This is a genomic window from Shewanella canadensis (assembly GCF_003966225.1).
GTDB classification, from domain to species: Bacteria; Pseudomonadota; Gammaproteobacteria; order Enterobacterales; family Shewanellaceae; genus Shewanella; species Shewanella canadensis.
The window spans coordinates 41,760-62,850 of the sequence record NZ_RXNU01000004.1; the positions used below are offsets into that span (position 1 = coordinate 41,760).

Below are 21,091 nucleotides of genomic sequence, written 5' to 3' on the forward strand. Positions count from 1 at the left end.
TTGCGAGCAGGAGTCTGAACTGAAATTTTGAAATCGGCACCTGACATCGGCTCCGGGTCGAGTTGACCCGGGGTTGCCTAACGGGCGTGACCGACGTATTAGATCTTCTTAGTGTGGTTATTGAGATGCCAGGTAAACCTGTTTGTTACGTTGAAGTTTAGTCATGATCTGTTTGCTAAGCGCCATAAACTTAGGTTTATCTTTACTGGCAATAGGCAATGATTTGGGAAGTTTTATTGTTCTCGGGTTACGGTGAACGCCGTTGACGATAAATTCGTAATGCAGGTGTGCTCCAGTGACACGTCCGGTAGAACCTAAGGTTCCGATGACTTGGCCCTGCTTTACGGTCGCGCCCTGCTTCACTTTACGCTTCTTCAGGTGCAGATACTTAGTGGTATAGGTGTCATTATGTTTAATGAACACATAGTTTCCATTGTATTGGTTATAGGCTGACTTGATGACGCGTCCTTTACCCGCGGCTTTAATCGGCGTGCCCACCTTCGCCACGTAATCTACACCTCTATGTGCTCTGACCTTTCCCGTGACCGGATGAAGTCGTTTGGGGTTGAAGCTTGAGCTTACGTATTTAAAGTCGACAGGGGAGCGCAAGAAGGCCTTACGCATACTACGGCCCTCTTCAGAGTAGTAGTTACCATCGGTATAACGCACCGCCGTGTAGCGGTCACCCTGGTTACTGAACTCGGCCGCGAGAATATTCCCGTTTCTTAAGAACTCACCGTCGGCATACTCCTCTTCGAAGATGAGTGCGAAGTGATCGTCTTTTCTGAGATCCAGCGCGAAATCGATGTCCCAGCCGAAAATCGTGGCCAGTTGCATGATCTGGTTTGGCGTTAATCCTGCGCCGACTCCGGCATTCCAGAAGTTACTGCTTATGGTGGCACTGGCAAATTTGTTACGACTCTCTACCTGCTTGTCTGAGATGAGCTCTTTATAGCCAGCTTCATTTTTAGTGATGATGAGAGTAGAGATCGGGTTGAGCTGGTATTTAAGTTCGGCTAATTCACCCGCCGAATCTTTCGCGATAATGAGCTCCTCACCCGGCATGATTTTGAGCAGGTTCTTCTTTGCCTTAGGTAGCAAGGTTATCTCATAGACATCTCTGGAGCTGAGGCCTGCCCGAATGAAGAGAGCGGCTAAGGTATCTCCGCTTTTTACCTGAAAACGTTCAACATCTAAATTTTCTGCTTGCTTAGCCTTTAGTTTCGCCATTGAACCGTCAACTAGAGGTTCTATATCACCAGATTCGGTGGTTGAAGCGGAACGGCTCCCCGATGGCGGTGTGGGCTTGCGAAATGCCAGTGGGAGCTTTAATTGCTGAGCATTACGGGCTTCAGTATTTGATACTGAGTCGGTTGAGTTATTGCCGAGATCGATACTGCCTGAAAGCTGAGTATTGGTGTTTTTGGATGCCTGAGCATCATCGGCCGGGATAAGAAGAATGGTCAGTGTGACCAAAACCAGAAGTGTCAGCAGCATTTGATGCAATCTAGGCAGTAATTTTAATAACGTAATAACCTTTCCCATCGACCCCTTTCCCGTCACACTAAATAGCAATTTTTGTCGCTTATACCGATCCCCTTAGTGTACACACTTTCATTTGTGCTGGCTAACAAGTAACATGACTCTCTTTATTTATTCATAGGCTCTTTGGAGTAGCTGGCGAGATGGCTGATTTAGACCAAGCATTAGCAGAAATTAAACGTGGTACCGATGAGATTTTACTCGAAGCGGATCTGCTGGAAAAATTAAAAGAGGGACGTCCCTTACGTATCAAGCTTGGAGCCGATCCTACCGCGCCTGATATTCATTTAGGTCATACCGTTATCTTAAATAAGATGCGTACCTTTCAGGAGCTGGGTCATGAAGTTATCTTCTTGATCGGTGACTTTACCGGTATGGTCGGTGACCCAAGCGGTAAGAACAGTACTCGTCCTCCTTTGACGCGCGAGCAAGTGTTGGCCAATGCCGAAACCTATAAGCAGCAGGTCTATAAAATCTTAGACCCAGCCAAGACGCGTATCGAGTTTAACTCCAGCTGGCTTGAGCCACTGGGCGCCGCTGGTATGATCCGTTTGGCATCGAAGCAGACGGTTGCACGTATGATGGAGCGTGACGACTTTAAGAAGCGTTATGGTTCGGGTCAATCTATTGCGATTCACGAATTTATGTACCCACTGCTACAGGGTTATGACTCGGTGGCACTGAAGGCGGATGTTGAGCTCGGTGGTACAGATCAGAAGTTTAACTTGCTGATGGGGCGTGAGCTGCAAAAGTCAGAAGGCCAGAAACCGCAAACCGTGATCATGATGCCTCTGCTTGAAGGCCTCGATGGTGTCAAGAAGATGTCTAAGTCTGCCCATAACTATATTGGTGTGAGTGAGCCTGCCGGTGAGATGTTTGGCAAGATCATGTCTATCTCTGATGAGTTGATGTGGCGCTACTTCGAGCTGTTATCATTCCGTCCACTCGGTGAAATTGAACAGTTCAAGGCCGATGTTGACGCCGGTGCTAACCCTCGTGACATCAAGATTGCGCTAGCCAAGGAGATCATTGCACGTTTCCATGATGAAGCCGCAGCCGATGCTGCTCATCAGGAGTTTATCAATCGCTTCCAAAAAGGCGCCATCCCTACCGATATTCAAGAGTTAGAGATCGCAGTCGGTGAAGGGATAGCTATCGCTAACCTGCTTAAAGAAGCGGGTCTTGTTAACTCTACCTCAGATGCGATGCGCATGATCAAGCAAGGTGCCGCCAAGATTGATGGCACTAAGATTGAAGATACACGTCTTCAGTTAAGCGCCGGGACTACGGGCGTGTTCCAGGTGGGTAAGCGTAAGTTTGCCAAGATCACCCTGGTTTAAAGATTTGGGTTTAACGTCCTGGTTTAAAGAGCTGGGGCTAAGTCCTTAGCCGCTACAGCTTGAAAACCGTTAAAACGGCCTGTCTCTACAGGCCGTTTTTGATCCCGCCCTTGGTTAACGGACTCCATGCATCCCCCGCGTGAGTAACGGTGAGATAATAATGATGAAAGCGCCAAAGATGATGCCGGTCCACATTAAGAATTCAAATAGCTGTATGTAAGTCACTGTCGTCTGAGCTATGTCCATGCCTTGAGGGCTGGACATATCGATGGCCGTGAGTTGTCCTAAGCGCATCGCTAAGGTTTCCGATAGTGCCATAGCTAAAAACCAGACCCCCATAGATAGGCCGACCACCTTATGGATAGCCAGTTTTGTCACCGCAGAGAGTCCCACCGGCGACAGACAGAGTTCACCCGTTGTATGGAGCAGGTAGGCCAGTACCAGCCACCACAAGCTCATTTTTCCCGCTTCATCGGGGAAATGAGAGCCCAGGACGAGTACACCGAAACCTAATCCAGCCTGAATGATCCCTAAGCCAAACTTTACCGGGATATTGGGGTTTAACTTGAACTTGTCGAGCCAGACCCAAAATGCCGCAAAGGGTAGGGCCAGTAGCATGATAAATCCGGCATTGAGGGAGCCAAACTGACCCGCCGCTATCTCAATATTCAGGATATTGCGGTCGATGACCCTATCGGCGAACAGGGTCATCGAGCCGGCTGCCTGCTCAAACAGTGCCCAGAAGACGATCGTCGATGCGATGAGCACCATGAGTACGCTCATCTGGTGCATCTCTTCCCGGGAGCCTTTGAACGCGGCGTAGCCAATTAACCCTATGCCGGCTACCACTAAGACGACCTGCTGAGCGGCAAAGACCAGGGTTTCATGTTGGATCAACAGCCAGATCAGCCCCAGACTCAGCAAGGCTATGAGGTAGATCAGCTGTTCCTTATTGATGGGCCCCAGCACTTTCTCTGTCAGAAGTTGCGGATCGCCGGGTTCGGCTAACCCCTTAAGGTATTTTTGCCCCTTGAGGAAGGTAAACAAACCGAACAACATACCGATCCCCGCACTGCCGAAGCCATAGCCCCAGCCGAATGTCTCGCCCAGATAGACACAAATAATCGTCGCGGCGAAGGCACCGATATTGATCCCCATATAGAAAATCGTGAAGCCGGAGTCTCGACGGATATCGTCTTTATCGTAGAGCTGACCCACTATGGTGGAGATATTCGGTTTTAAAAAACCGACACCGACAACAATCAAGGCTAAGGCCAGATAAAAGATGTTAAGGGCGGCTAAATCACGAATTTGAATCGTTTCGGTCAACACCGTTCCGGCCACCAGAGTTGTGCCGTTGCTGAGTGTGATATCTGAGATGAGCTCTGTGCCGGCGGCGTACTGTATGGCCTGATGACCTTCAACCGCCATCAAAAAGTGCCCCATGCAGAGTAACACTCCGCCGAATATGACAGCCTTACGCATCCCTAAATATCGATCGGCCAACATGCCACCTATCACAGGCAATGAGTAAACCAGTCCGGCATAGGCCCCTAAGACCTCTAGGCCAGCACCATCGGAAAACAGGTGATACTTGGTCAGATAGAGGAGTAGCAGATACTTCATGCCGTAGAAAGAAAACCGCTCCCACATCTCGGTGGTAAAACAGATATACAAGCCTTTGGGGTGGCCAAATAGCTCGTCATTAGCTAGCGGACTTTTTTCGGGAAGCTCTGGAGCTGACGCCATAAACAGATCCTTGAACCATGAGTACAGAAAATGGCTGTAGTACTAATACTAGTCGATGGTTATGGCCGTGCGCTGTTTAGCGGACAGGTCGCGTGCTTATCTTGGGCTGGAAAAGGTCATTGGAAGGGAAGGGAAGGGAGGGGGAGAGGATATTTCTTGGCTGACGACAGGCCCAAGAGGGGCCTGCCATCGCTTGGGGAGCTAACCTTGTTACTGAACCGCTAACTGATCCGCCATGGTTTGGTAATCCATTAGATCTTCGTGTTCTTTGACTCTATGAGTATCCATATCTAGCTTCACGGTGGTGATCCCCGGAATGGCCAGATCGATAATTTTTCCGGGTTTGCCAAATTGATCACCGGGGCCCTTATAGTGATAGTTGCCGATCATCACGACCAGAGAGCCTGAGTTAAACATATGTTCAATATTGAACCCATATTCGAGTACGCCTTGATGAGCACGTTTCAGAAAGCTAAGTATATGACGTCTGCCGGTGTACTTTTTATTCGCGGTTCTGTCATTGAAAACGCTCTCCCGGTTGTAAAAATTGAACAAGGTTTTGTAGTCGTGATCGGTTAATGCCTGAATATACTTCACGGCCAGTTGCTGCTCGATGGGCATCTCCCCGGTGTTGGCCATCGAAGGTGCGCTGAAAAAAATAAAAATTAACCAGAGATATCGCAAGTTCATTGTTTGTTCGTCTTCAGATCAAATGCTGGTAGAGAAAGGTGCCATTTTATCGCGGCTAGCCTGATGGCCAAAGCTACGATTATTGCCAACACCAAGGCTTGTTTGTCGACAGCCCCTAAGTGAATACTCAGGCTGTAGCAGATCCCGCCTACGATAGATGCGGTTGCATATATTTCAGTCCTTAAGATCATAGGGATCTGGCGACATAACAGATCTCGAATCATGCCTCCTCCCACACCAGTTATCAAGCCCATAACGACAGCAATCATGCCACCCAACTCAAGACTGATGGCCTTCTCGGCACCTATTACGGTAAAGAGCGCGAGCCCTAATGCATCGGCTATGGGTAAGGTATGCTGTGGGACTTTCTTTGGTTTTCGCACAAATATCATGGTCAAAAGCACGGTAATTAATATGACGATGATGTAGTTGGGGTCACGGATCCAGAAAACCGGAGTCGTTCCCAAAAGGGCGTCACGTATACTGCCGCCGCCCACAGCAGTGACGGAGGCTAAGACTATCACGCCGAAGGGATCCATCCGATGGCGGCCCGCAGCGAGTGCACCGGAGAGTGCAAATACGGCGGTACCACACAGATCGAAAAAGTAGATCCACTCGCTCATTGATCCATCTCTTCAAGGTGGTAATTGAGTGCATCGACAGAGATACGGATCTCCCTGACCGATAAGAGCAAAGAGTAGAGCAGCAGTAACAGGCTACAACCGAAAATAAGTGAGCCTATCTTGTTGAGCCCGACATAGATGAAGATCATGCACACGACACATAGCGCGAAGCTCAATACGCCGGACTCCTGCATGCGTCTGATTATAATGATCCTTTGACGCAGATTTTTGAGCTGCTCACTATGAACCGGCTTACCGTTGTTGCTCAGGCTTCTGATCAGCGCCGCTAATGAGAAAAAACGGTTGGTATACGCCAGAAGCAGCAGTGAGATAGCCGGAAACAGGAGCGCTGGAGTGGTTAAAGATACATGAATATGTTCAAACAAAGTTGACTGCCTATAGCGGAAACTGGGAGTTAATAAGGTGAATAATACCAATGGATTTTGTGAATACCAAACAGATTAATTTGTAAATAAGAAGTAACGGGTCATTTGGCCGTCATACTATATGTGGAAATAGCGTAAACCAGCCCAGATAAGTGGCATTGATATCACGAAGAAGATCCAGATCCCATAGGTGGTATTGGCCAGGCTGATGGCCGATGTTATCGACTGTGCATCAGGTTTGGGGCCGTAGCTTAGCTTTACTGTATTGATCTTTACCCCGTTGAACTTAATCGGTCCCCCCAGCTCTATTTTCAGCACTCTCGCTGCAATGGCACAGGTATTGATGCAGTTATAGAAGGGCTGGGTATTAGGCAGTGGTTTAACCAGGCTTAGGATACTTTTAGGCCCCCCCTGAATCGCGATGCTGATATTCCATAACCAGCTGGGCACGATAAATAGCAGGGTACTCAAGAGGTAAACAGGTTTCCCGAAGTGGGCAAATTTGGGATTGATGGGAGGCCAGCAAAGTTCTAGTTGTTTAAGCATTCTGGTGATGAGTACCAAAGGAGCACCCCCTATACCGAAGAAGATGATCGTCGATACCGTGCCATATACCGGGGTGGTGACTAGCTTCTCTATGGTCGCCTTGGCAATACCCACTTCACTAAGCTCCTTGGTATCCCGGTAGAGCCAGGGAGAGAGGATGGATCTCGCTCTGTTTTTGTCTTCTTGGTATAACGCCTGTTTCACCTCGACGGCTGTCTGCTTAAAGTTCTCATCGTTCAGACAGATGTACAGGGTGATAAATTCAAAAAACCAAGGAAAAGCGGCGAGTTGCATCAGAAAGGTCATAATTGCCGAAAAGGGCAAGACCAATAAGATACAGGCTAAGGCACCGGCGATGAGTTGCTGAGATGGCGCTCGACCAGGACGGTTGACCTTGGCAGCGAGTTCTTTTGCCAGCAGCCCAAACCAGACGATAGGTTGATAGTCACGGGGGAGAGGCGCAATTTTCGATAACAGCAAGCTGATAATAAGGATCATGGCCCCTTGATAAAAAGGACTGTCATTGAGCAGTTGTGTAGCAAACTCAGGAACCATGATCTTTACCTAAATGGCATTAATAAATTATAACTGCTCTAGCAGTGCTATCACCATTAACGCTGAATGATGGCCCGCCTTAACCAGGTATTCGTCGAAATCGACTGGTGAGTCATTGTTCGCATTATCAGAAAGTGAGCGGATCACAACAAAGGGGACGTTGAACTGATGACACACTTGAGCTATCGCCGCGCCTTCCATCTCGCATGCAGCCATGGTTGGGAAGTGCTCTAACATGGTCTTAGTACGGACAGGGTCACAAATAAAGCTGTCACCGGTACAGATCAACCCTTCGATGGCTTTAACTTCGCCCAGGCTCGCGACGGCTTTTTGTGCAGCGGTGACGAGTGCGGCATCCGGAATAAAGGCGGCGGGCTGTTGTGCCATCTGGCCAATCTCATAACCAAATGCTGTGACGTCTACATCGTGGTGACGCACTTCAGATGAGATAACGATATCGCCGATAGCAAGCTCATCGGCGAATCCGCCAGCAGAGCCTGTGTTAATTATCGCGTCAGGCGCGTACTTTTCGATAAGTAATGTGGTTGCGATACTGGCGGTGACCTTGCCTATACCGGAACGAGTGACAACCACTTCTTTGCCTGCAAGCTGGCCCGCAACAAACTCGATACCCGCAATCGTTGTAGAGCTTGGGTTTTCCATTGACTCAACTAAATGCGCAACTTCTGGCTCCATAGCGCCAATAATACCGATTTTCATTTAATAACCTTTTTGACTACCTGACTGAATATGGGCGCTAATATAACATGGGGTATCGGGTTTAGTGAAAAACAACGGCATTGCGGTTTGTTACAGTTAAACAAGCTAAGTCTGGTACTGAGTGAATCGGCTAGCGGGTTCAGATCGGGTACTTAATCAGTTATTGTAGTGATATAGTCAATATTACCTGATGCTTCAGACGTTTGTGAGGTGACGGGCTATAATATCTATGGGACATACTTACAGGTCATAACGACTAAGCTCGCTATTATTTATCCATAATAGTTGTAGTTAGATAGAGATATCATGAATCGCTTTAAGTTTTAGTATTTTGGAGATGAAGGGAGAGTCAGATTGAGTATTCGCTTAAAGCTATCACTATTACTGGGCTTGCTTTTTTTTGCCGCAATTTTCAACTCAATTCTTACCTTCCAGTTAGAGAGCTACGGCGAGGAGAAGCTGAAGTGGGTGATCCATACGCACGAGGTGTTGAATGAAACACAGACGTTGTCGGGTGCGATGAAAGATGCTGAAACCGGCCAACGAGGGTATTTACTGACAGCTAGCTCGGCTTATTTAGAGCCCTATCATAATGGGGTATTAATCGCTAAGGAGAGCTTTATCAGGTTAAAAGCCCTCACCTCAGATAACCCCGCTCAGCAAGATACTTTGAACTTAATTGAAAGCCAGATGTTGCTCAAATTTGAGGAGATGGAGGAGACGATAGAGCTGGTTCAGGGTGATAATAACGAGATGGCCGTTCAAATCGTGTCCGACAACCGGGGTAAGCAATATATGGACAATATCCGAAGCCTCTTCGCTACGTTTATTAATGCAGAAACCCTGTTACTGGAGCAGAGAAAGGGAGATTTCAGAGAAAACAGAGCGCAGATAACTACCCTTATCATCGTTGAGATTGTCCTGTTTATTGGCTTGTTCTTCGTGACTATTAGTTTTTTACGGCGGAGCTTCTTCCATCCCCTGGAGCTACTGCTTTCCAGCGTAAAAAAATTAGAGGATGGGCATAAGATTGAAGTGAGTGACGTGGTTAAAAACGATGAGATGGGACACTTACTTTCAACTTTCTTTGTTATGAGTGAAAAGGTCTATCAAAGAGAGCAAGATCTCGGCTTCAAGGCTCACCATGATGAGCTAACGGGATTAAAAAACAGACTCACTATGCCCGAAGAGATAGAGACTGTGATTGGTGAATTACAACAAACCGGAGGTATGGTTGCCGTCCTGTTCATCGATCTCGACCGATTTAAGCAGATCAATGACCAGTATGGACACCATGTTGGTGATTTAGTGATTAAAGAAGCCGCTTATCGTATTAAGTATGCTGTACGCGATAGCGATACGGTATTTAGGGTCGGGGGGGATGAGTTTTTAGTTATCGTAAAAAGCATCAAAAACATTACCGATGTACATAATGTGGTCAATAACATTGTTGGTGAATTTAAGTCTCCGGCGAGTATCGAGGGGAAGGAAGTCGATATATCAATCAGTGTCGGTGTTGCGGTATCTCCTGAGGATTCGATGGACAGGAAAGAGATAATAAAATTTGCCGACGTTGCCATGTATGCGGCTAAGCAGGACATCGCAGCCTGTTACAGAATGTTCGATAAAGGCATGTTAAGACGTGGGAGCGATTCCGGATAAATAGCCAGGGCCTTCATATATCAAATAGAGACCCTGTATAGCCAATACCCGCCACAAAACTACATGAAACTTGTTATCTGGCGACCTCTACTCTTGTCACCTCTTGAGCTCTCTCTCTTTAGTCTGGGGGTGTTGAGTAAGACAATTTTTACAATCACCATTAAATAAAAAGCGGTATAACGCAGGAGCGTTATACCGCTTTATTTAAGTGCTTAGTAATACCAACCGATATAAGGCGTGCTTAGAAAGCAAAGGTGCGTGCCACAGATAATACCGCTCGGGTATCACTGGCATCGGTATCCATGGTGGTATCTTCCACTGCGAGATTAAAGTCGAAGCCTTTCCAGCTTGTCATATACTCGGCGCGGTAATGGTTATAGGCCTTATCACCATCCCATGCCCACTTGTCTTCATCGAGCGATGTTGAACGATCGAAACTGACGCGAATATCATGACCTTCGGCGACGCTGAAGGTGTGCGCCGCCATCATGATGTAGTGACCTGCATCTACACCGAAGTAATCCCAGGTGTACCAGAAGTTCAGTTCACTCTGCCCGACAGACGATGCATAGCCAAACTTGGTATACAGCTCCGGATATTGGTACTCATCCGAGAACGAGTCGCCATGGTAGGTGTAATATGCAATACCTGCATCCAGTGATACACGCTCCGTAAGCTGGAGGAAGTGACCGCCGTAAAAATCCAACTCCAGCCAGGTATCATCCCCCGAACCAAAATCGACGTTTGACGCCCAGGTTCCCACATACCAACCAGCATCGGCAGCATAATCCAGGCTGGCCTGTATTGCCGGGCTATTGTCTGTCTGGCTCACACCGTTGAAGGTATAATCAGAGACTGCTGTGACGGTTGAGCTAACCCCGGCCATCGCCGTAGTCGGCAAGGCTATCAATCCAAGTATGGCGAGTCGCTTCATTGTGTTATTCATCATTTCCCTTTTGTTTTTAGTTAGCTAATTCAATTTTACTGAAATCAATTTTGTTTTCTGTCGGTGAGTGCTCGATGGCCGCCACCTTGCGGTATTTCTTCGCCAGGATATAACCGAAGCAGCCTAAGATCAGGCTGATAGCCAAGGCGCCTACCCACTGAATTTGTAAGAAGTCCAACTTAAACAGCAGGGTTAATCCGCTCATCAGGGCTATGTTGCCAATGATGTATCGGGTCTTGCCGAAACGCTCTACCGTGAGGTTGAGGTTGTCGGTATAGAGTCGGATTAACGAATCCAGTGAGTTGATCACGAAGGTGATCCCCACAATGACCATAGCCAGATTATAGAAGCCCGCTGTGGCGATCTCGTTGGCACTGTAATAATAGAGCACAGTAAACCAGACCGCGATTGGTAGCGACGGGAATACCATCATGGCGATTAACACCTGGTAGGTTCTCATTCCACCGACAAAGCGTGCGGTAAACTGTCCGATCATAATGCTCCATGCAAACCACCAGAACAGGTAGAACTCATGGTAATCATTCATAGGTAATACGAAATGGTGCAGATTGCCAAAGTAATCGCCAATCAAGGCAAAGGTAGTCACAAACTCACCGATCCCCGAACCGTCAGACAAAAATGCGCCTGCCCACATTAATGCAATTAAGCCGATGAACATCCAGGTCGTTGCCAAGCTCAGGATACGTACGTAGCGAATGCTGGTGCTGGAGTAGACGGCAACGGCAATAGCGACAAATACGATAAGATAGAAGCTGCTGACAATGGTTTCACCGTCGCCCATCTCAGGCAGGTACCAAGGTAAGTTGGTGAGTAGCAGGTAAGCGGTAAAGGCACAGGTGCCGATAATCACTAAGTTATTAATGAACTTAATCAATGGGATCTCGAAGAATTTTACTCTTGGCTCGACTACACAGAAGTAGAAGCAGGTTAAAAAGTAAAATGCCCAGATCAGAAATGCCCAGAAGCCAAACTCGATAGCCAACGGGTTGCTAAAGCCGTATTCGGGACTCGCTGCTATATCTGCATAGCCACCAAATTCGGTTAGCGGGAACATTATCAATCCCACGTCTAATCCCGAGGTAAATAAAATGGCGATAAAGGTAAAGGTACGAACCGGCGTGACGCCGATACATTTCACATTACCCCAGCGATAAATCACAAAGGCGATGGCGGCGAAGGTGAATAATATCCCTATTGTAAGCCAAGTAGTCATTATTGAACTCCCGACTTAATCTTTCCGTAAAACATAGGTTTAGTTCCTTATTTTCGTTCTTTTTATGCCTGCAAGCAGCAAATTTTGGCTGCAAAAATCCCTCAAGCCTTAATTGCCGCTTTAACGACAGTTAAGGTTTGATAAATTAAACGTGGCGATTAGGGCCATTTAGCCTTATTGGCTTAGGCTGGCCTTAAGCCCAGGTGCCCGTTCTGTCTATTAAAAACAGATCAGGCGTGTTCTCTTTTGGGGGCGTGTAACCGCTGTTTCTGTTGCCATTGCTCTGCATAGGTCACCGTCGCACTGCTGGCTGGCAGTGGCGTCTTGCCCAAGATGAGATCGGCTGCTCGCTCTGCCAGCATGATGGTCGGCGAGTTAAGGTTGCCATTAGGTATGGTGGGGAAAATAGATGAATCAACCACCCTAAGTCCTTCAATACCATGCACTCTGGTTTCTGAGTCAACCACTGCCATCGCATCTTCTCCCATCTTGCACGAACAAGAGGGGTGATAGGCGCTCTCGACCGAACTTCTGACGAAGGCATCGATCTCTTCATCGGTTTGAACCGAAATCCCGGGCTGTATCTCTTCACCTCGGTATTCATCCAATGCCGGCTGATTGATGATCTCTCGGGTTAAACGAACGCAGGCACGAAAGCCTTCGATATCATCCTTATGGGACAGATAATTAAACTGAATACTCGGGGCAATATGAGCATCGCTCGATACCACTTTCACCGCGCCGCGACTCTTTGGCTTGTTGTGGCCAATATGGACCTGGAAGCCGTGTCCCGCGAAGGCCTCTTTTCCGTCGTAGCGCATGGCGGCAGGCAAGAAATGATATTGCAGATCCGGCCACTCCAGGCCCGCTTTAGAGCGAATAAATCCACAAGACTCGAAGTGGTTCGTCGCCCCAAGGCCTGTTTTGTTCAAGATCCAGCGAGTACCGATAAAGAGCTTGTTTAACGGGTCTATCTTGCCATTGAGCGAAATGGGCTTAAGGCACTTAAATTGAAAGTAGAACTCGAGATGGTCCTGCAGGTTCTCACCCACACCCGGCAACTCATGCACCTGCTCAATACCAGCCTTAGCTAAGGTGTTGGCCTCACCGATACCCGATAACTGCAGTATGTGCGGCGAGCCGATAGAGCCTGCCGATAACACCACTTCCTTGTTGCATTGCACATTGGTCAGCTTGCCCTTGCGCTCGAAACACACACCCACGGTTTTCTTACCCTCAAACAACACCTTGTGTACTAAGGCGTGAGTTATCACGGTTAGGTTTGCTCGCTTCATTGCAGGTCTTAGGTAGGCGTTAGATGTTGACCAACGCACGCCGTTTTTTATTGTCATATGCATAGGGCCAAAGCCCTCTTGCTGCGCGCCGTTATAATCACTGGTCGCCAAATACCCAGCATCGACCCCTGCATCGACAAAGGCTTGATATAACGGATTTTTCATTTCGTTACCGTTATTTACCGCGAGTGGACCTTCGACTCCACGATAGTCATCTGAGCCAAAGGCCCAAGTTTCCGCTTTCTTGAAATAGGGCAAACAGTGGGCATAATCCCAATCCTTGGCCCCTGCTTGCTGCCACTCATCAAAATCTCGGGCATGACCTCTGACGTAGACCATGCCATTGATCGATGAGGAGCCGCCCAAGACCTTTCCGCGAGGGCAATGCATGCGGCGATTGTCTAGATGAGGCTCGGCTTCGGTCTCAAACTGCCATGCATATTTTGGGGTATTCATGGGAATAGAGAGGGCCGTCGGCATCTGAATGAAGATGCTCCTATCGCTGCCGCCAGTTTCAAGTAATAACACTTTATTACTTGAGTCGGCAGATAAACGGTTGGCAAGTACGCAGCCTGCACTACCTGCACCAACGATAATATAGTCGTACTTTTCTGTTGTTGATTGTGTCATGTCAGCTCCTTAAAACGGACTTTCAAGAGGCTGCATACCAACGTATACGGCTTTGATTTGGGTATAGGCTTTTAATGTTTCGCTGCCATTTTCACGGCCAATGCCTGACATCTTGTAGCCGCCAACCGGCATCTCTGCAGGAGAGGCACCATAGGCATTGATCCAGCAGATCCCCGCTTCCATTCGATGAATAACGCGATGGGCGCGAGTAATATCTTGGGTAAAGACGCCGGCGGCTAAGCCTAAACGGGTATCGTTGGCACGAACGATCACTTCCTCTTCGCCTGTGAAGGTCAGTACCGACATCACAGGACCAAAGATCTCCTCTCTGCACAATGTCATTTCGTCATGGCAGTGGGTAAAGATAGTGGGCGCGACGAAGAAGCCGTCGGGGGCATTATCAGGTTGCAGGGCATGGCCACCGGTAAGTAAGTGCGCGCCTTCTGCTTTTCCTATCTCAATATAGCTGAGCACCTTGTCTTGATGGGCTTTGGAGATGAGCGCGCCAAAGTTAGTGGCAGGATCCATTGGATCGCCGCAGACGATGTTGTCTTGTGTCCGCTCAAGCAGTTTCTCAATAAAGCGAGGGTAAATCTCTTCTTGAACAAATACCCGGGTGCCATTGGTACAGACTTCACCTTGGGTGTAGAAGTTGGCTAGCATGGCTGCAGAGACGGCGTTGTCGACATCGGCATCGTTAAAGATAATCAGCGGTGACTTGCCACCGAGCTCCATGGTCACCTCTTTCAGTGAGCCCGCAGCGGCGGCCATCACTTTCTTGCCCGTACCTACTTCGCCGGTGAACGAGACTTTAGCTATATCATCATGAGTGGTCAGCCAGGCGCCTACGCGGCCATCGCCCTGGACGACATTAAAGACGCCATCGGGCACGCCTGCCTGAGTAAATATTTCGGCCAGTTTTAAGGCGCCAAGTGGCGTCTCTTCCGATGGCTTAAAGATCATCACGTTACCGCAAGCCAGCGCAGGCGCCGATTTCCAGCAGGCTATCTGCAGCGGGTAGTTCCATGCGCCAATCCCCGCACAGATCCCTAAGGGCTCTCGGCGGGTGTAATAGAAATCATCGCCAACTTGTTGCTGGTTGCCTTCGATACTAGGGGCAAGGCCAGCGAAAAACTCAATGGAATCTGCGCCGGTTACGACATCGACCACAGAGGCTTCCTGCCAGGGTTTACCTGTATCTTGCACCTCAATGGCAGCTAACTCGTCATTTTTCTCACGCAGGAGTGCGACGGCTTTTAATAGGATGCGACCGCGTTCGAACGTGGTCATTTTTGACCAGATGGCAAAACCTGTTTTGGCACTTTCTATGGTCGCGTTCTGAACACTCGCATCAGCGACCTCGACTAAATAGCTGACTTTTCCGGTAGCCGGATTAACGACTTCGAAGGTTTCACCTGTGTCATTGGAGAGATACTGTCCATGGACATAATTTTGATAAACAACTAACGACATCGATTTTCTCCATACTGCATGATCACTGCCTCGATGAAGGCTTTACATAAAATTTGGGCCTGTTCGAACTCTTTCTCGGAGGAAGCGCTGAGTGCGCTGCGTAGCCAAAAGCCATCGATCATCGCTGCAGTCTGTTTAGCTGCGGTGATGGCTTGGGCTTGGGGAAGTAATTTTTTAAAAGAGAACAAAAGGTTGCTATACAATCGCTGACTATTGATGTGTTGCAGCCTTGCAAGTCCTTGCTCATGCATGGCTTGTGACCAGAAACTCAGCCAGGTTTTTGTTGCGGGTCTTGAGCGTTGCAGCTCGGTAAAATTGGCATCAACAATGGCATGTAATCTCTCAAGCGGGAGCATGCTTTTGCCCGCTGTACGACTCAATAACGCTTGTTTGAGTTGATCAAGCAGGTATTTTTGTGTCGCTTCTATTAAGCCTTGTTTGCCGCCGAAATAATGGCTAATTAGCCCTGATGATAATCCCGCTAAGCCACTAATGGTATTGATCGTTGTATTGTGCAAACCATGACGTTCAACAGAGACCAAGGTTGCGTCGATTAGCTGCTGTTGTCTGACGGCTTTCATTGGCGGGCGCGGCATAAAAGGTTAAATCCTGAGTGCTATTATTATTAGTATTTTTGTTAGTTCATTTGTTAATTGAACGTTCAATTAATAACAACTCTAATGGTTAGAGCTGTAACTATCAACCTTTATTCGGGATTGCGACTTGTGTCACAGATTTATTTCGCTGATTTATGTTTGGATGGTTTTTGTGACAAGTAACTGTTTTTTAATGAACAAAATGCATGGTTTAATCTTGTTTAAATTAGTTGGATTCGAGCAAAATAAATTTTCGTCAAAAATTAGTTTTAACCGTAATCTTTAATCTGGCGTGAACCGGAACGTGGAGATCTTCCCTATAACGATTGGTATTATATCTTTAAACTCGAAGTCTCGTTTCCCCTCTGGAGATTGCTGGTATGTCGGGAGTAAAGCTGCGCATACTTTACCTCTTCAAGTATCGAGGAATTTGCTAGCTGGAGCTTCTGCTCAAACGAACTGATTTGTTCTCTTTTTATTACAAGTTTGAGGACCTATCACACTCATTGGTTGATTCATCTCGTATATTAGTTATCTAGTAATCTTTAGTCAGCTTTAGTTTACTCGTTACTTGCATCGGCTTTCGTTAACCGCTTATCGGTGGTTAACCGGGACTGAGACAGACCGATTAAGATAAGCTGATATACTTTCTACTATTTCATTATCTAACTCCCTTGAGTCCTACGCTGGGAGATAAAGAGTGAAATAGGCCGATATCGGCATACCAGATAACAGGACGATAAATTCAATGACAAAAAAAATCATATTAGACACAGATCCGGGTATTGATGATGTAATGGCGATCCTGTTCGCAGAGGCACACCCTGAGATTGAGCTAAAGGCGATCACCACTATTTACGGTAATGTGACCATAGAGGGAGCCACCCATAACGCTCTTTATTTGAAACAGAAATATCAGCTACAGGCCGATGTAGCCCAGGGAGCGAGTAAACCTATCGTCAGGCCGCCGGTTGGCCCAACCGTTGTGGTACATGGAGAGAGTGGTTTTGGTGATGTCGAAGTCCCTGCCGAGGTCGAGGGGGAAGCGGATGCCAGGCCCGCGTATCAATATATTATCGATGCCGTTAAAGCTGAGCCCAAAGAGATCACTCTGGTGGCTATCGGTCCTTTGACTAATCTGGCGTTAGCGCTGCAAGCCGAGCCGGAAATTGTCAACCTGGTCAAGGAAGTGGTCATCATGGGCGGTGCATTCGGGGTGAATGATCATCGTGGTAATGTGACCCCTTATGCCGAGGCCAATATTCATGACGATCCTCATGCGGCCGATATCGTTTTTAGTGCTTCCTGGCCTGTGGTTATCATTGGACTGGATGTCACCGAGCAGAGTTTCTTCACCGGAGATTACCTTGACAAGCTTCGCGTTGATGCCGGTGAAGTTGGTCAATTTATCTGGGATGTCAGCCGTTTTTATCTTAAATTTTATAAAGAGAAGGTCGGTCTGGATGCCTGCCATGTACATGATCCGTCAGCCATCGCCTATGTGATTGAGCCTGAACTGTTTACCCTCAGGGAAGGGCCTGTGCGTGTGGTGACCGATGGGCCGGCAGAAGGTATGACTATTCAGAAGTTTGATGGCCGTAAGTATCTTCATGACGAATGGGAAAAGCATACGCCACAGCGTGTTGGGGTTGCCGTGAAGGATGCCGAACTGCTTGAGATATATCGTCAGAGCATCATAGATTATGGTCAGAAAATGAGTTGATGGCATGAATGACATCGATAACGATTCGATGTAATAAATATCTTAAAATGTCTGAGGCGTAGTGTTTTCCACTACGCCTTTTTATTGCCAGCCTTCGAATGAAGGCTGGTTACATTTTCTCTTTTGGTTCATTGTTTTTGGAGTGCGTGCTTGAAGGTCGTACCTTCAATAGGGACTTATAGCCTGCGGCTCGCCTAAAGTGTGGATACTTCTTCGGGACGCTGTGAAGCCATCCATGGCCGCTTAACGAAAACATCCATGTTTTCGATACCCTCAGACGCATCCACACCTGGATATTCAAAAGAAGAGTTTCTCTCTTCGGTTAGGCTTTATCCGTTATCTAGTAAATTCTTATGCAGGCCCGATAAAGACCCACGTATCTTTTCATCGGCAGCTTTTGAGTATTTTTCTTCACTAAATGAAAATAATCCTACTTGCAACAATGGGTTGTAGGTAGTAGCTTTCCCTAACAGAGCAAGAAGCTAACAGGGGGTATCGTGCTGCTGTTGAATAAGCTGTTAGGGCTCAAAGGATATGTATGAGAAATTTACCTGAAGAATTATTTAGAGAAATACAGAAAACGATATGCAGACCCGAAGGAACCTTCACCTTTAACTATGAATCTTCGGATCTGTTTGATAAAAGCAAGCTTGGCGGGGTAATTATAGAAATCCCTTCTGGACAACATGTATTCCGTTTGGAGCGTGACAATCATTGTTGCATCCATTTTTATCACTCCAGTCCTGGTACCGGAACCAGAGTTGCAACTATCGATTTAAATGAATTGCAGCCTGCATCAACTGTATTTATGGCGTTTTCTTGGAGTCCTACCGAAATCAAACTACACATGCAGCCGAAAGCTTCAGGAAGTCAGTTAACAAGTTCTACTGGAGTACTTTCGGAAAAGCAATTCCGTGTTGGTACAGATGGTAGTGTATTCCAACTCGGCGATGCCAATGTAGATGTTATGGGAGTGAGCTTATTTCAGGATGGCAATCCCGTGATATTACCTACTGCCAAAGAAGCGTGGGAAGAAACAACAAAGGCAATCAATATCCTATCGACGGGAGAGTCGAAAGAGGGTTATATATATGAGGTCGTAGTAGCTAACTTGACATTAGCTATATTGGTAACGGGTTACGAAGCGTACTCTAAAAAGCGTTTTCTTGAGCTCGAGCAAGAGGGTTTGATAGCTGATACTTGTGCACTAATACAAGCGTTTTACCCAAAAAAAGAAAAAGAGGCGGGGATTGCTGAGGTAATTGATTCCGAGGCAAAAGAGGCAGGAATTTCGGTGTTACAGCATATAGTATCTAGAGGCATTATTAACTTTCAAAACTACAACGTATGCAAGAGGGCTTTTAACAAAGCTTATGGAATTAAATTCGGTGAGTTAGGGCTTGCAGGTGACACACTCAAAGATTTGCAATCATATATTCGTTATAGGCATAAGATTGTTCATGTGTCTCCCTCTTTGGCGTTGTTAAACCAAGAAAGAGTTCCATCAGAAGACCCATTTTTCTCTAACAAGCAAGTGGCAGGGCAAGCAGAACAGTGTTTTTCTCAATTCATAGAGGCGCTGCATAGTGCCACGTTACTATTACGACTACGACCAAAAAAAGAGCCCGAACAAAGCATTTAAGAGGGATTCTCAACGTTTGGCATTTTCAGTTTTAATTGGCTTAAGTGTTTACAGCACAATGGCTTAGTTGGGGGGGCGTTGTTTACCCCTTAATGCGGCGTTAATGCATCCAGATTTCAATAGTTTATCTATCCAAGACCTCATGAGCTAGATTCAAATATCCAGCTCATTCTTGTCCAAAATAGTACAACAACCTGAGAATGTAAATCGAAGAGATAAACACTCAAGTGTAGATGCGGCTGAGGACGTTGGTGGCATGGATGCCACCGTCGAGCTTACATGGATGTACTTGCAGCGTGCCGAAGAAGTATCTGCACATTCAGCGAGCCGCAGGCTATAGGCTAATTTGAAGCCATGCCGTCCAATATCGAATTAAATACTCACCAAGTCAGAAGAATAAATGAGAGATATTTGAAACTTGTTATCGGACAAGTAACCAAGTCGCTGATGAGAGATCACAGTCGTGCCGCTACGAGGGCTGCATCGGGCATATTGGCTGCGCCTTCACGTTCGACGGCCAGAGAGGCGTATGCGTTGGCGTACTTAGCGGCGTCGTGCAAGGTTTCACCTTTGACGAGCCGGGCAACCAGAGCGCCGTTAAAGGCATCGCCCGCACCTGTGGTGTCGGTGACAGCACATTTTATGGCGGCAACCTCTATGAAGCGTTCATTTTCATACAGAAGAACGCCCTGAGAGCCACGAGTGATGACCACGGTATTAACGCCCATCTGGTTGATCTTCTCTGCCGCCAGTTTGGCGCTGCTGAGGTCGGTGACCTCGATACCCGTCATTAACGAGGCTTCGGTCTCGTTTGGCGTGATAACATCCACAAACTCTAACAGGTCTGGTGTCTCCTCATGATAAGGCGCCGGATTGAGCACCACTTTCACTCCATGGTTACGGGCTATCATCATGGACTGCCTGATGGCATCTATATTGTTCTCGAGTTGTGTCAGAAATAGATTTGCGCCGACGATATGTTGCTCGGCTTGTAAGATCTCCTCCTGAGTGATTCTGGTGTTGGCACCCGAATGCACCGCTATCATATTTTCGCCGGTCTGCTCACAGACATAGATAAGCGCATTCCCTGTCGGACAGGTCTCAGATTCGACGATAATCGTATTATCAATGCCTGTGCCGGCGAGATGTTCTTTGGCAAAGTGGCTGAATTGATCTTTGCCTATCTTCGTCATGAAGGTGACGTTAGCCCCGGATTTTGCCGCAGCATAGGCCTGGTTTGCTCCCTTACCGCCCGCGCCGATATTGTTACTCAGCGAATGCAGAGTCTCGCCCGGTTGTGGGAAACGTTCCAATTTGGCGACGATGTCGACGTTAAAGGAACCGAGTATAAAAATCTTATTTTTCATCTTATTGACCCCATCGTTTATGAGGCTCTGGGTCATCAAATTTGATAAAGAGCTGCTGGCAGTTAACTGAGACAGTAAGCTATCCAGACAATATTTATCGGCATCGAATTCAGCAGAGCCTTGTACACCGCCATGAGTCCTTATCACTTGCTTTTCCTGCTCCAGATGCACCAGATCACAACGAATTGTCTTTGGCGTCACCTGAAGCAACTTGGCTAATTGTGCATTTGATAAGGTTTTATGTTCGCTGAGCAGTTTTAAGATAACTGTCAGTCTTTCATTTCGGCTTAGTTTGTTCATAGGATCGAATATACGCGTAGCGTTTCGCTGGGGCTGTGATTAAGATGAAAGCTTAGCATGTAAAACGCACCA

Annotated in this window: 17 protein-coding genes; 4 read left to right on the top strand and 13 right to left on the bottom strand. The window is 47.3% G+C overall.

What is annotated here, in order from left to right:
- Positions 1-117 precede the first annotated feature (117 nt).
- The gene (locus EKG38_RS08690) at positions 118-1,545 is read right to left on the bottom strand and encodes a peptidoglycan DD-metalloendopeptidase family protein (RefSeq protein WP_126519880.1); all 1,428 of its coding nucleotides are present in this window, start codon (positions 1,543-1,545) and stop codon (positions 118-120) included.
- A gap of 140 nt (positions 1,546-1,685) precedes the next feature.
- Here EKG38_RS08690 and tyrS point away from each other — a divergent pair, with 140 nt between their 5' ends.
- Entirely contained in the window at positions 1,686-2,882 is a 1,197-nt protein-coding gene (tyrS, locus tag EKG38_RS08695) for a tyrosine--tRNA ligase (protein ID WP_126519881.1), read from the top strand.
- Between the two features lie 114 nt (positions 2,883-2,996).
- On the opposite strand, the gene EKG38_RS08700 is transcribed toward tyrS, so the two are convergent.
- The 6 genes from EKG38_RS08700 to EKG38_RS08725 form a co-directional block, all read right to left on the bottom strand.
- Positions 2,997-4,631 (bottom strand): peptide MFS transporter, encoded by a 1,635-nt coding sequence (locus tag EKG38_RS08700; protein WP_126519882.1) that lies wholly within the window; start codon positions 4,629-4,631, stop codon positions 2,997-2,999.
- Positions 4,632-4,841: 210 nt separating this feature from the next.
- Positions 4,842-5,321 (bottom strand): nuclear transport factor 2 family protein, encoded by a 480-nt coding sequence (locus EKG38_RS08705; protein WP_126519883.1) that lies wholly within the window; start codon positions 5,319-5,321, stop codon positions 4,842-4,844.
- The gene (locus EKG38_RS08710) at positions 5,318-5,944 is read right to left on the bottom strand and encodes a trimeric intracellular cation channel family protein (protein WP_126519884.1); all 627 of its coding nucleotides are present in this window, start codon (positions 5,942-5,944) and stop codon (positions 5,318-5,320) included. Before EKG38_RS08710 ends, EKG38_RS08705 begins: the two co-directional genes overlap by 4 nt.
- Positions 5,941-6,318, bottom strand: a complete 378-nt coding sequence (locus EKG38_RS08715) for a DUF2721 domain-containing protein (protein WP_126520229.1) — start codon at positions 6,316-6,318, stop codon at positions 5,941-5,943. The genes EKG38_RS08710 and EKG38_RS08715 overlap by 4 nt, the downstream gene beginning before the upstream one ends.
- Positions 6,319-6,447: 129 nt before the next feature.
- Complete coding sequence (locus EKG38_RS08720) at positions 6,448-7,431, bottom strand: cobalamin biosynthesis protein CobD/CbiB (RefSeq protein ID WP_126519885.1); 984 nt, start codon at positions 7,429-7,431, stop codon at positions 6,448-6,450.
- 27 nt (positions 7,432-7,458) lie between these two features.
- Entirely contained in the window at positions 7,459-8,151 is a 693-nt protein-coding gene (locus EKG38_RS08725; RefSeq protein ID WP_126519886.1) for a 5'-methylthioadenosine/adenosylhomocysteine nucleosidase, read from the bottom strand.
- Between the two features lie 354 nt (positions 8,152-8,505).
- Between EKG38_RS08725 and EKG38_RS08730 the strand changes: the two genes are divergently transcribed.
- The gene (locus EKG38_RS08730) at positions 8,506-9,813 is read left to right on the top strand and encodes a diguanylate cyclase domain-containing protein (protein WP_126519887.1); all 1,308 of its coding nucleotides are present in this window, start codon (positions 8,506-8,508) and stop codon (positions 9,811-9,813) included.
- Positions 9,814-10,054: 241 nt separating this feature from the next.
- Here the strand turns inward: EKG38_RS08730 and EKG38_RS08735 are convergent, their stop codons facing one another.
- The 5 genes from EKG38_RS08735 to betI form a co-directional block, all read right to left on the bottom strand.
- On the bottom strand, positions 10,055-10,759 hold the full coding sequence (locus EKG38_RS08735) for a TorF family putative porin (protein WP_126520230.1): 705 nt from the start codon (positions 10,757-10,759) through the stop codon (positions 10,055-10,057).
- A 16-nt stretch (positions 10,760-10,775) separates the two neighbouring features.
- Positions 10,776-11,993 (bottom strand): BCCT family transporter, encoded by a 1,218-nt coding sequence (locus EKG38_RS08740; RefSeq protein WP_126519888.1) that lies wholly within the window; start codon positions 11,991-11,993, stop codon positions 10,776-10,778.
- Between the two features lie 230 nt (positions 11,994-12,223).
- A complete protein-coding gene (betA, locus tag EKG38_RS08745; RefSeq protein WP_126519889.1) occupies positions 12,224-13,918 on the bottom strand; it encodes a choline dehydrogenase in 1,695 nt (564 codons plus the stop codon).
- Between the two features lie 9 nt (positions 13,919-13,927).
- A complete protein-coding gene (betB, locus tag EKG38_RS08750; protein ID WP_126519890.1) occupies positions 13,928-15,391 on the bottom strand; it encodes a betaine-aldehyde dehydrogenase in 1,464 nt (487 codons plus the stop codon).
- Positions 15,382-15,987 (bottom strand): transcriptional regulator BetI, encoded by a 606-nt coding sequence (gene betI / locus EKG38_RS08755; RefSeq protein WP_126519891.1) that lies wholly within the window; start codon positions 15,985-15,987, stop codon positions 15,382-15,384. The genes betB and betI overlap by 10 nt, the downstream gene beginning before the upstream one ends.
- 748 nt (positions 15,988-16,735) lie before the next feature.
- Between betI and EKG38_RS08760 the strand changes: the two genes are divergently transcribed.
- Positions 16,736-17,710, top strand: a complete 975-nt coding sequence (locus EKG38_RS08760) for a nucleoside hydrolase (protein WP_126519892.1) — start codon at positions 16,736-16,738, stop codon at positions 17,708-17,710.
- A 538-nt stretch (positions 17,711-18,248) separates the two neighbouring features.
- Entirely contained in the window at positions 18,249-19,352 is a 1,104-nt protein-coding gene (locus EKG38_RS08765; RefSeq protein WP_126519893.1) for a hypothetical protein, read from the top strand.
- A gap of 455 nt (positions 19,353-19,807) precedes the next feature.
- On the opposite strand, the gene rbsK is transcribed toward EKG38_RS08765, so the two are convergent.
- Entirely contained in the window at positions 19,808-21,019 is a 1,212-nt protein-coding gene (gene rbsK, locus EKG38_RS08770; protein WP_126519894.1) for a ribokinase, read from the bottom strand.
- Positions 21,020-21,091 lie beyond the last annotated feature (72 nt).

Coding starts and splice junctions, on each gene's coding strand:
- EKG38_RS08690 (WP_126519880.1), bottom strand. CDS start 1,545: ATGGGAAAGGTTATTACGTTATTAAAATTACTGCCTAGATTGCATCAA.
- tyrS (WP_126519881.1), top strand. CDS start 1,686: ATGGCTGATTTAGACCAAGCATTAGCAGAAATTAAACGTGGTACCGAT.
- EKG38_RS08700 (WP_126519882.1), bottom strand. CDS start 4,631: ATGGCGTCAGCTCCAGAGCTTCCCGAAAAAAGTCCGCTAGCTAATGAC.
- EKG38_RS08705 (WP_126519883.1), bottom strand. CDS start 5,321: ATGAACTTGCGATATCTCTGGTTAATTTTTATTTTTTTCAGCGCACCT.
- EKG38_RS08710 (WP_126519884.1), bottom strand. CDS start 5,944: ATGAGCGAGTGGATCTACTTTTTCGATCTGTGTGGTACCGCCGTATTT.
- EKG38_RS08720 (WP_126519885.1), bottom strand. CDS start 7,431: ATGGTTCCTGAGTTTGCTACACAACTGCTCAATGACAGTCCTTTTTAT.
- EKG38_RS08725 (WP_126519886.1), bottom strand. CDS start 8,151: ATGAAAATCGGTATTATTGGCGCTATGGAGCCAGAAGTTGCGCATTTA.
- EKG38_RS08735 (WP_126520230.1), bottom strand. CDS start 10,759: ATGAATAACACAATGAAGCGACTCGCCATACTTGGATTGATAGCCTTG.
- EKG38_RS08740 (WP_126519888.1), bottom strand. CDS start 11,993: ATGACTACTTGGCTTACAATAGGGATATTATTCACCTTCGCCGCCATC.
- betA (WP_126519889.1), bottom strand. CDS start 13,918: ATGACACAATCAACAACAGAAAAGTACGACTATATTATCGTTGGTGCA.
- betB (WP_126519890.1), bottom strand. CDS start 15,391: ATGTCGTTAGTTGTTTATCAAAATTATGTCCATGGACAGTATCTCTCC.
- betI (WP_126519891.1), bottom strand. CDS start 15,987: ATGCCGCGCCCGCCAATGAAAGCCGTCAGACAACAGCAGCTAATCGAC.
- EKG38_RS08760 (WP_126519892.1), top strand. CDS start 16,736: ATGACAAAAAAAATCATATTAGACACAGATCCGGGTATTGATGATGTA.
- EKG38_RS08765 (WP_126519893.1), top strand. CDS start 18,249: ATGAGAAATTTACCTGAAGAATTATTTAGAGAAATACAGAAAACGATA.
- rbsK (WP_126519894.1), bottom strand. CDS start 21,019: ATGAACAAACTAAGCCGAAATGAAAGACTGACAGTTATCTTAAAACTG.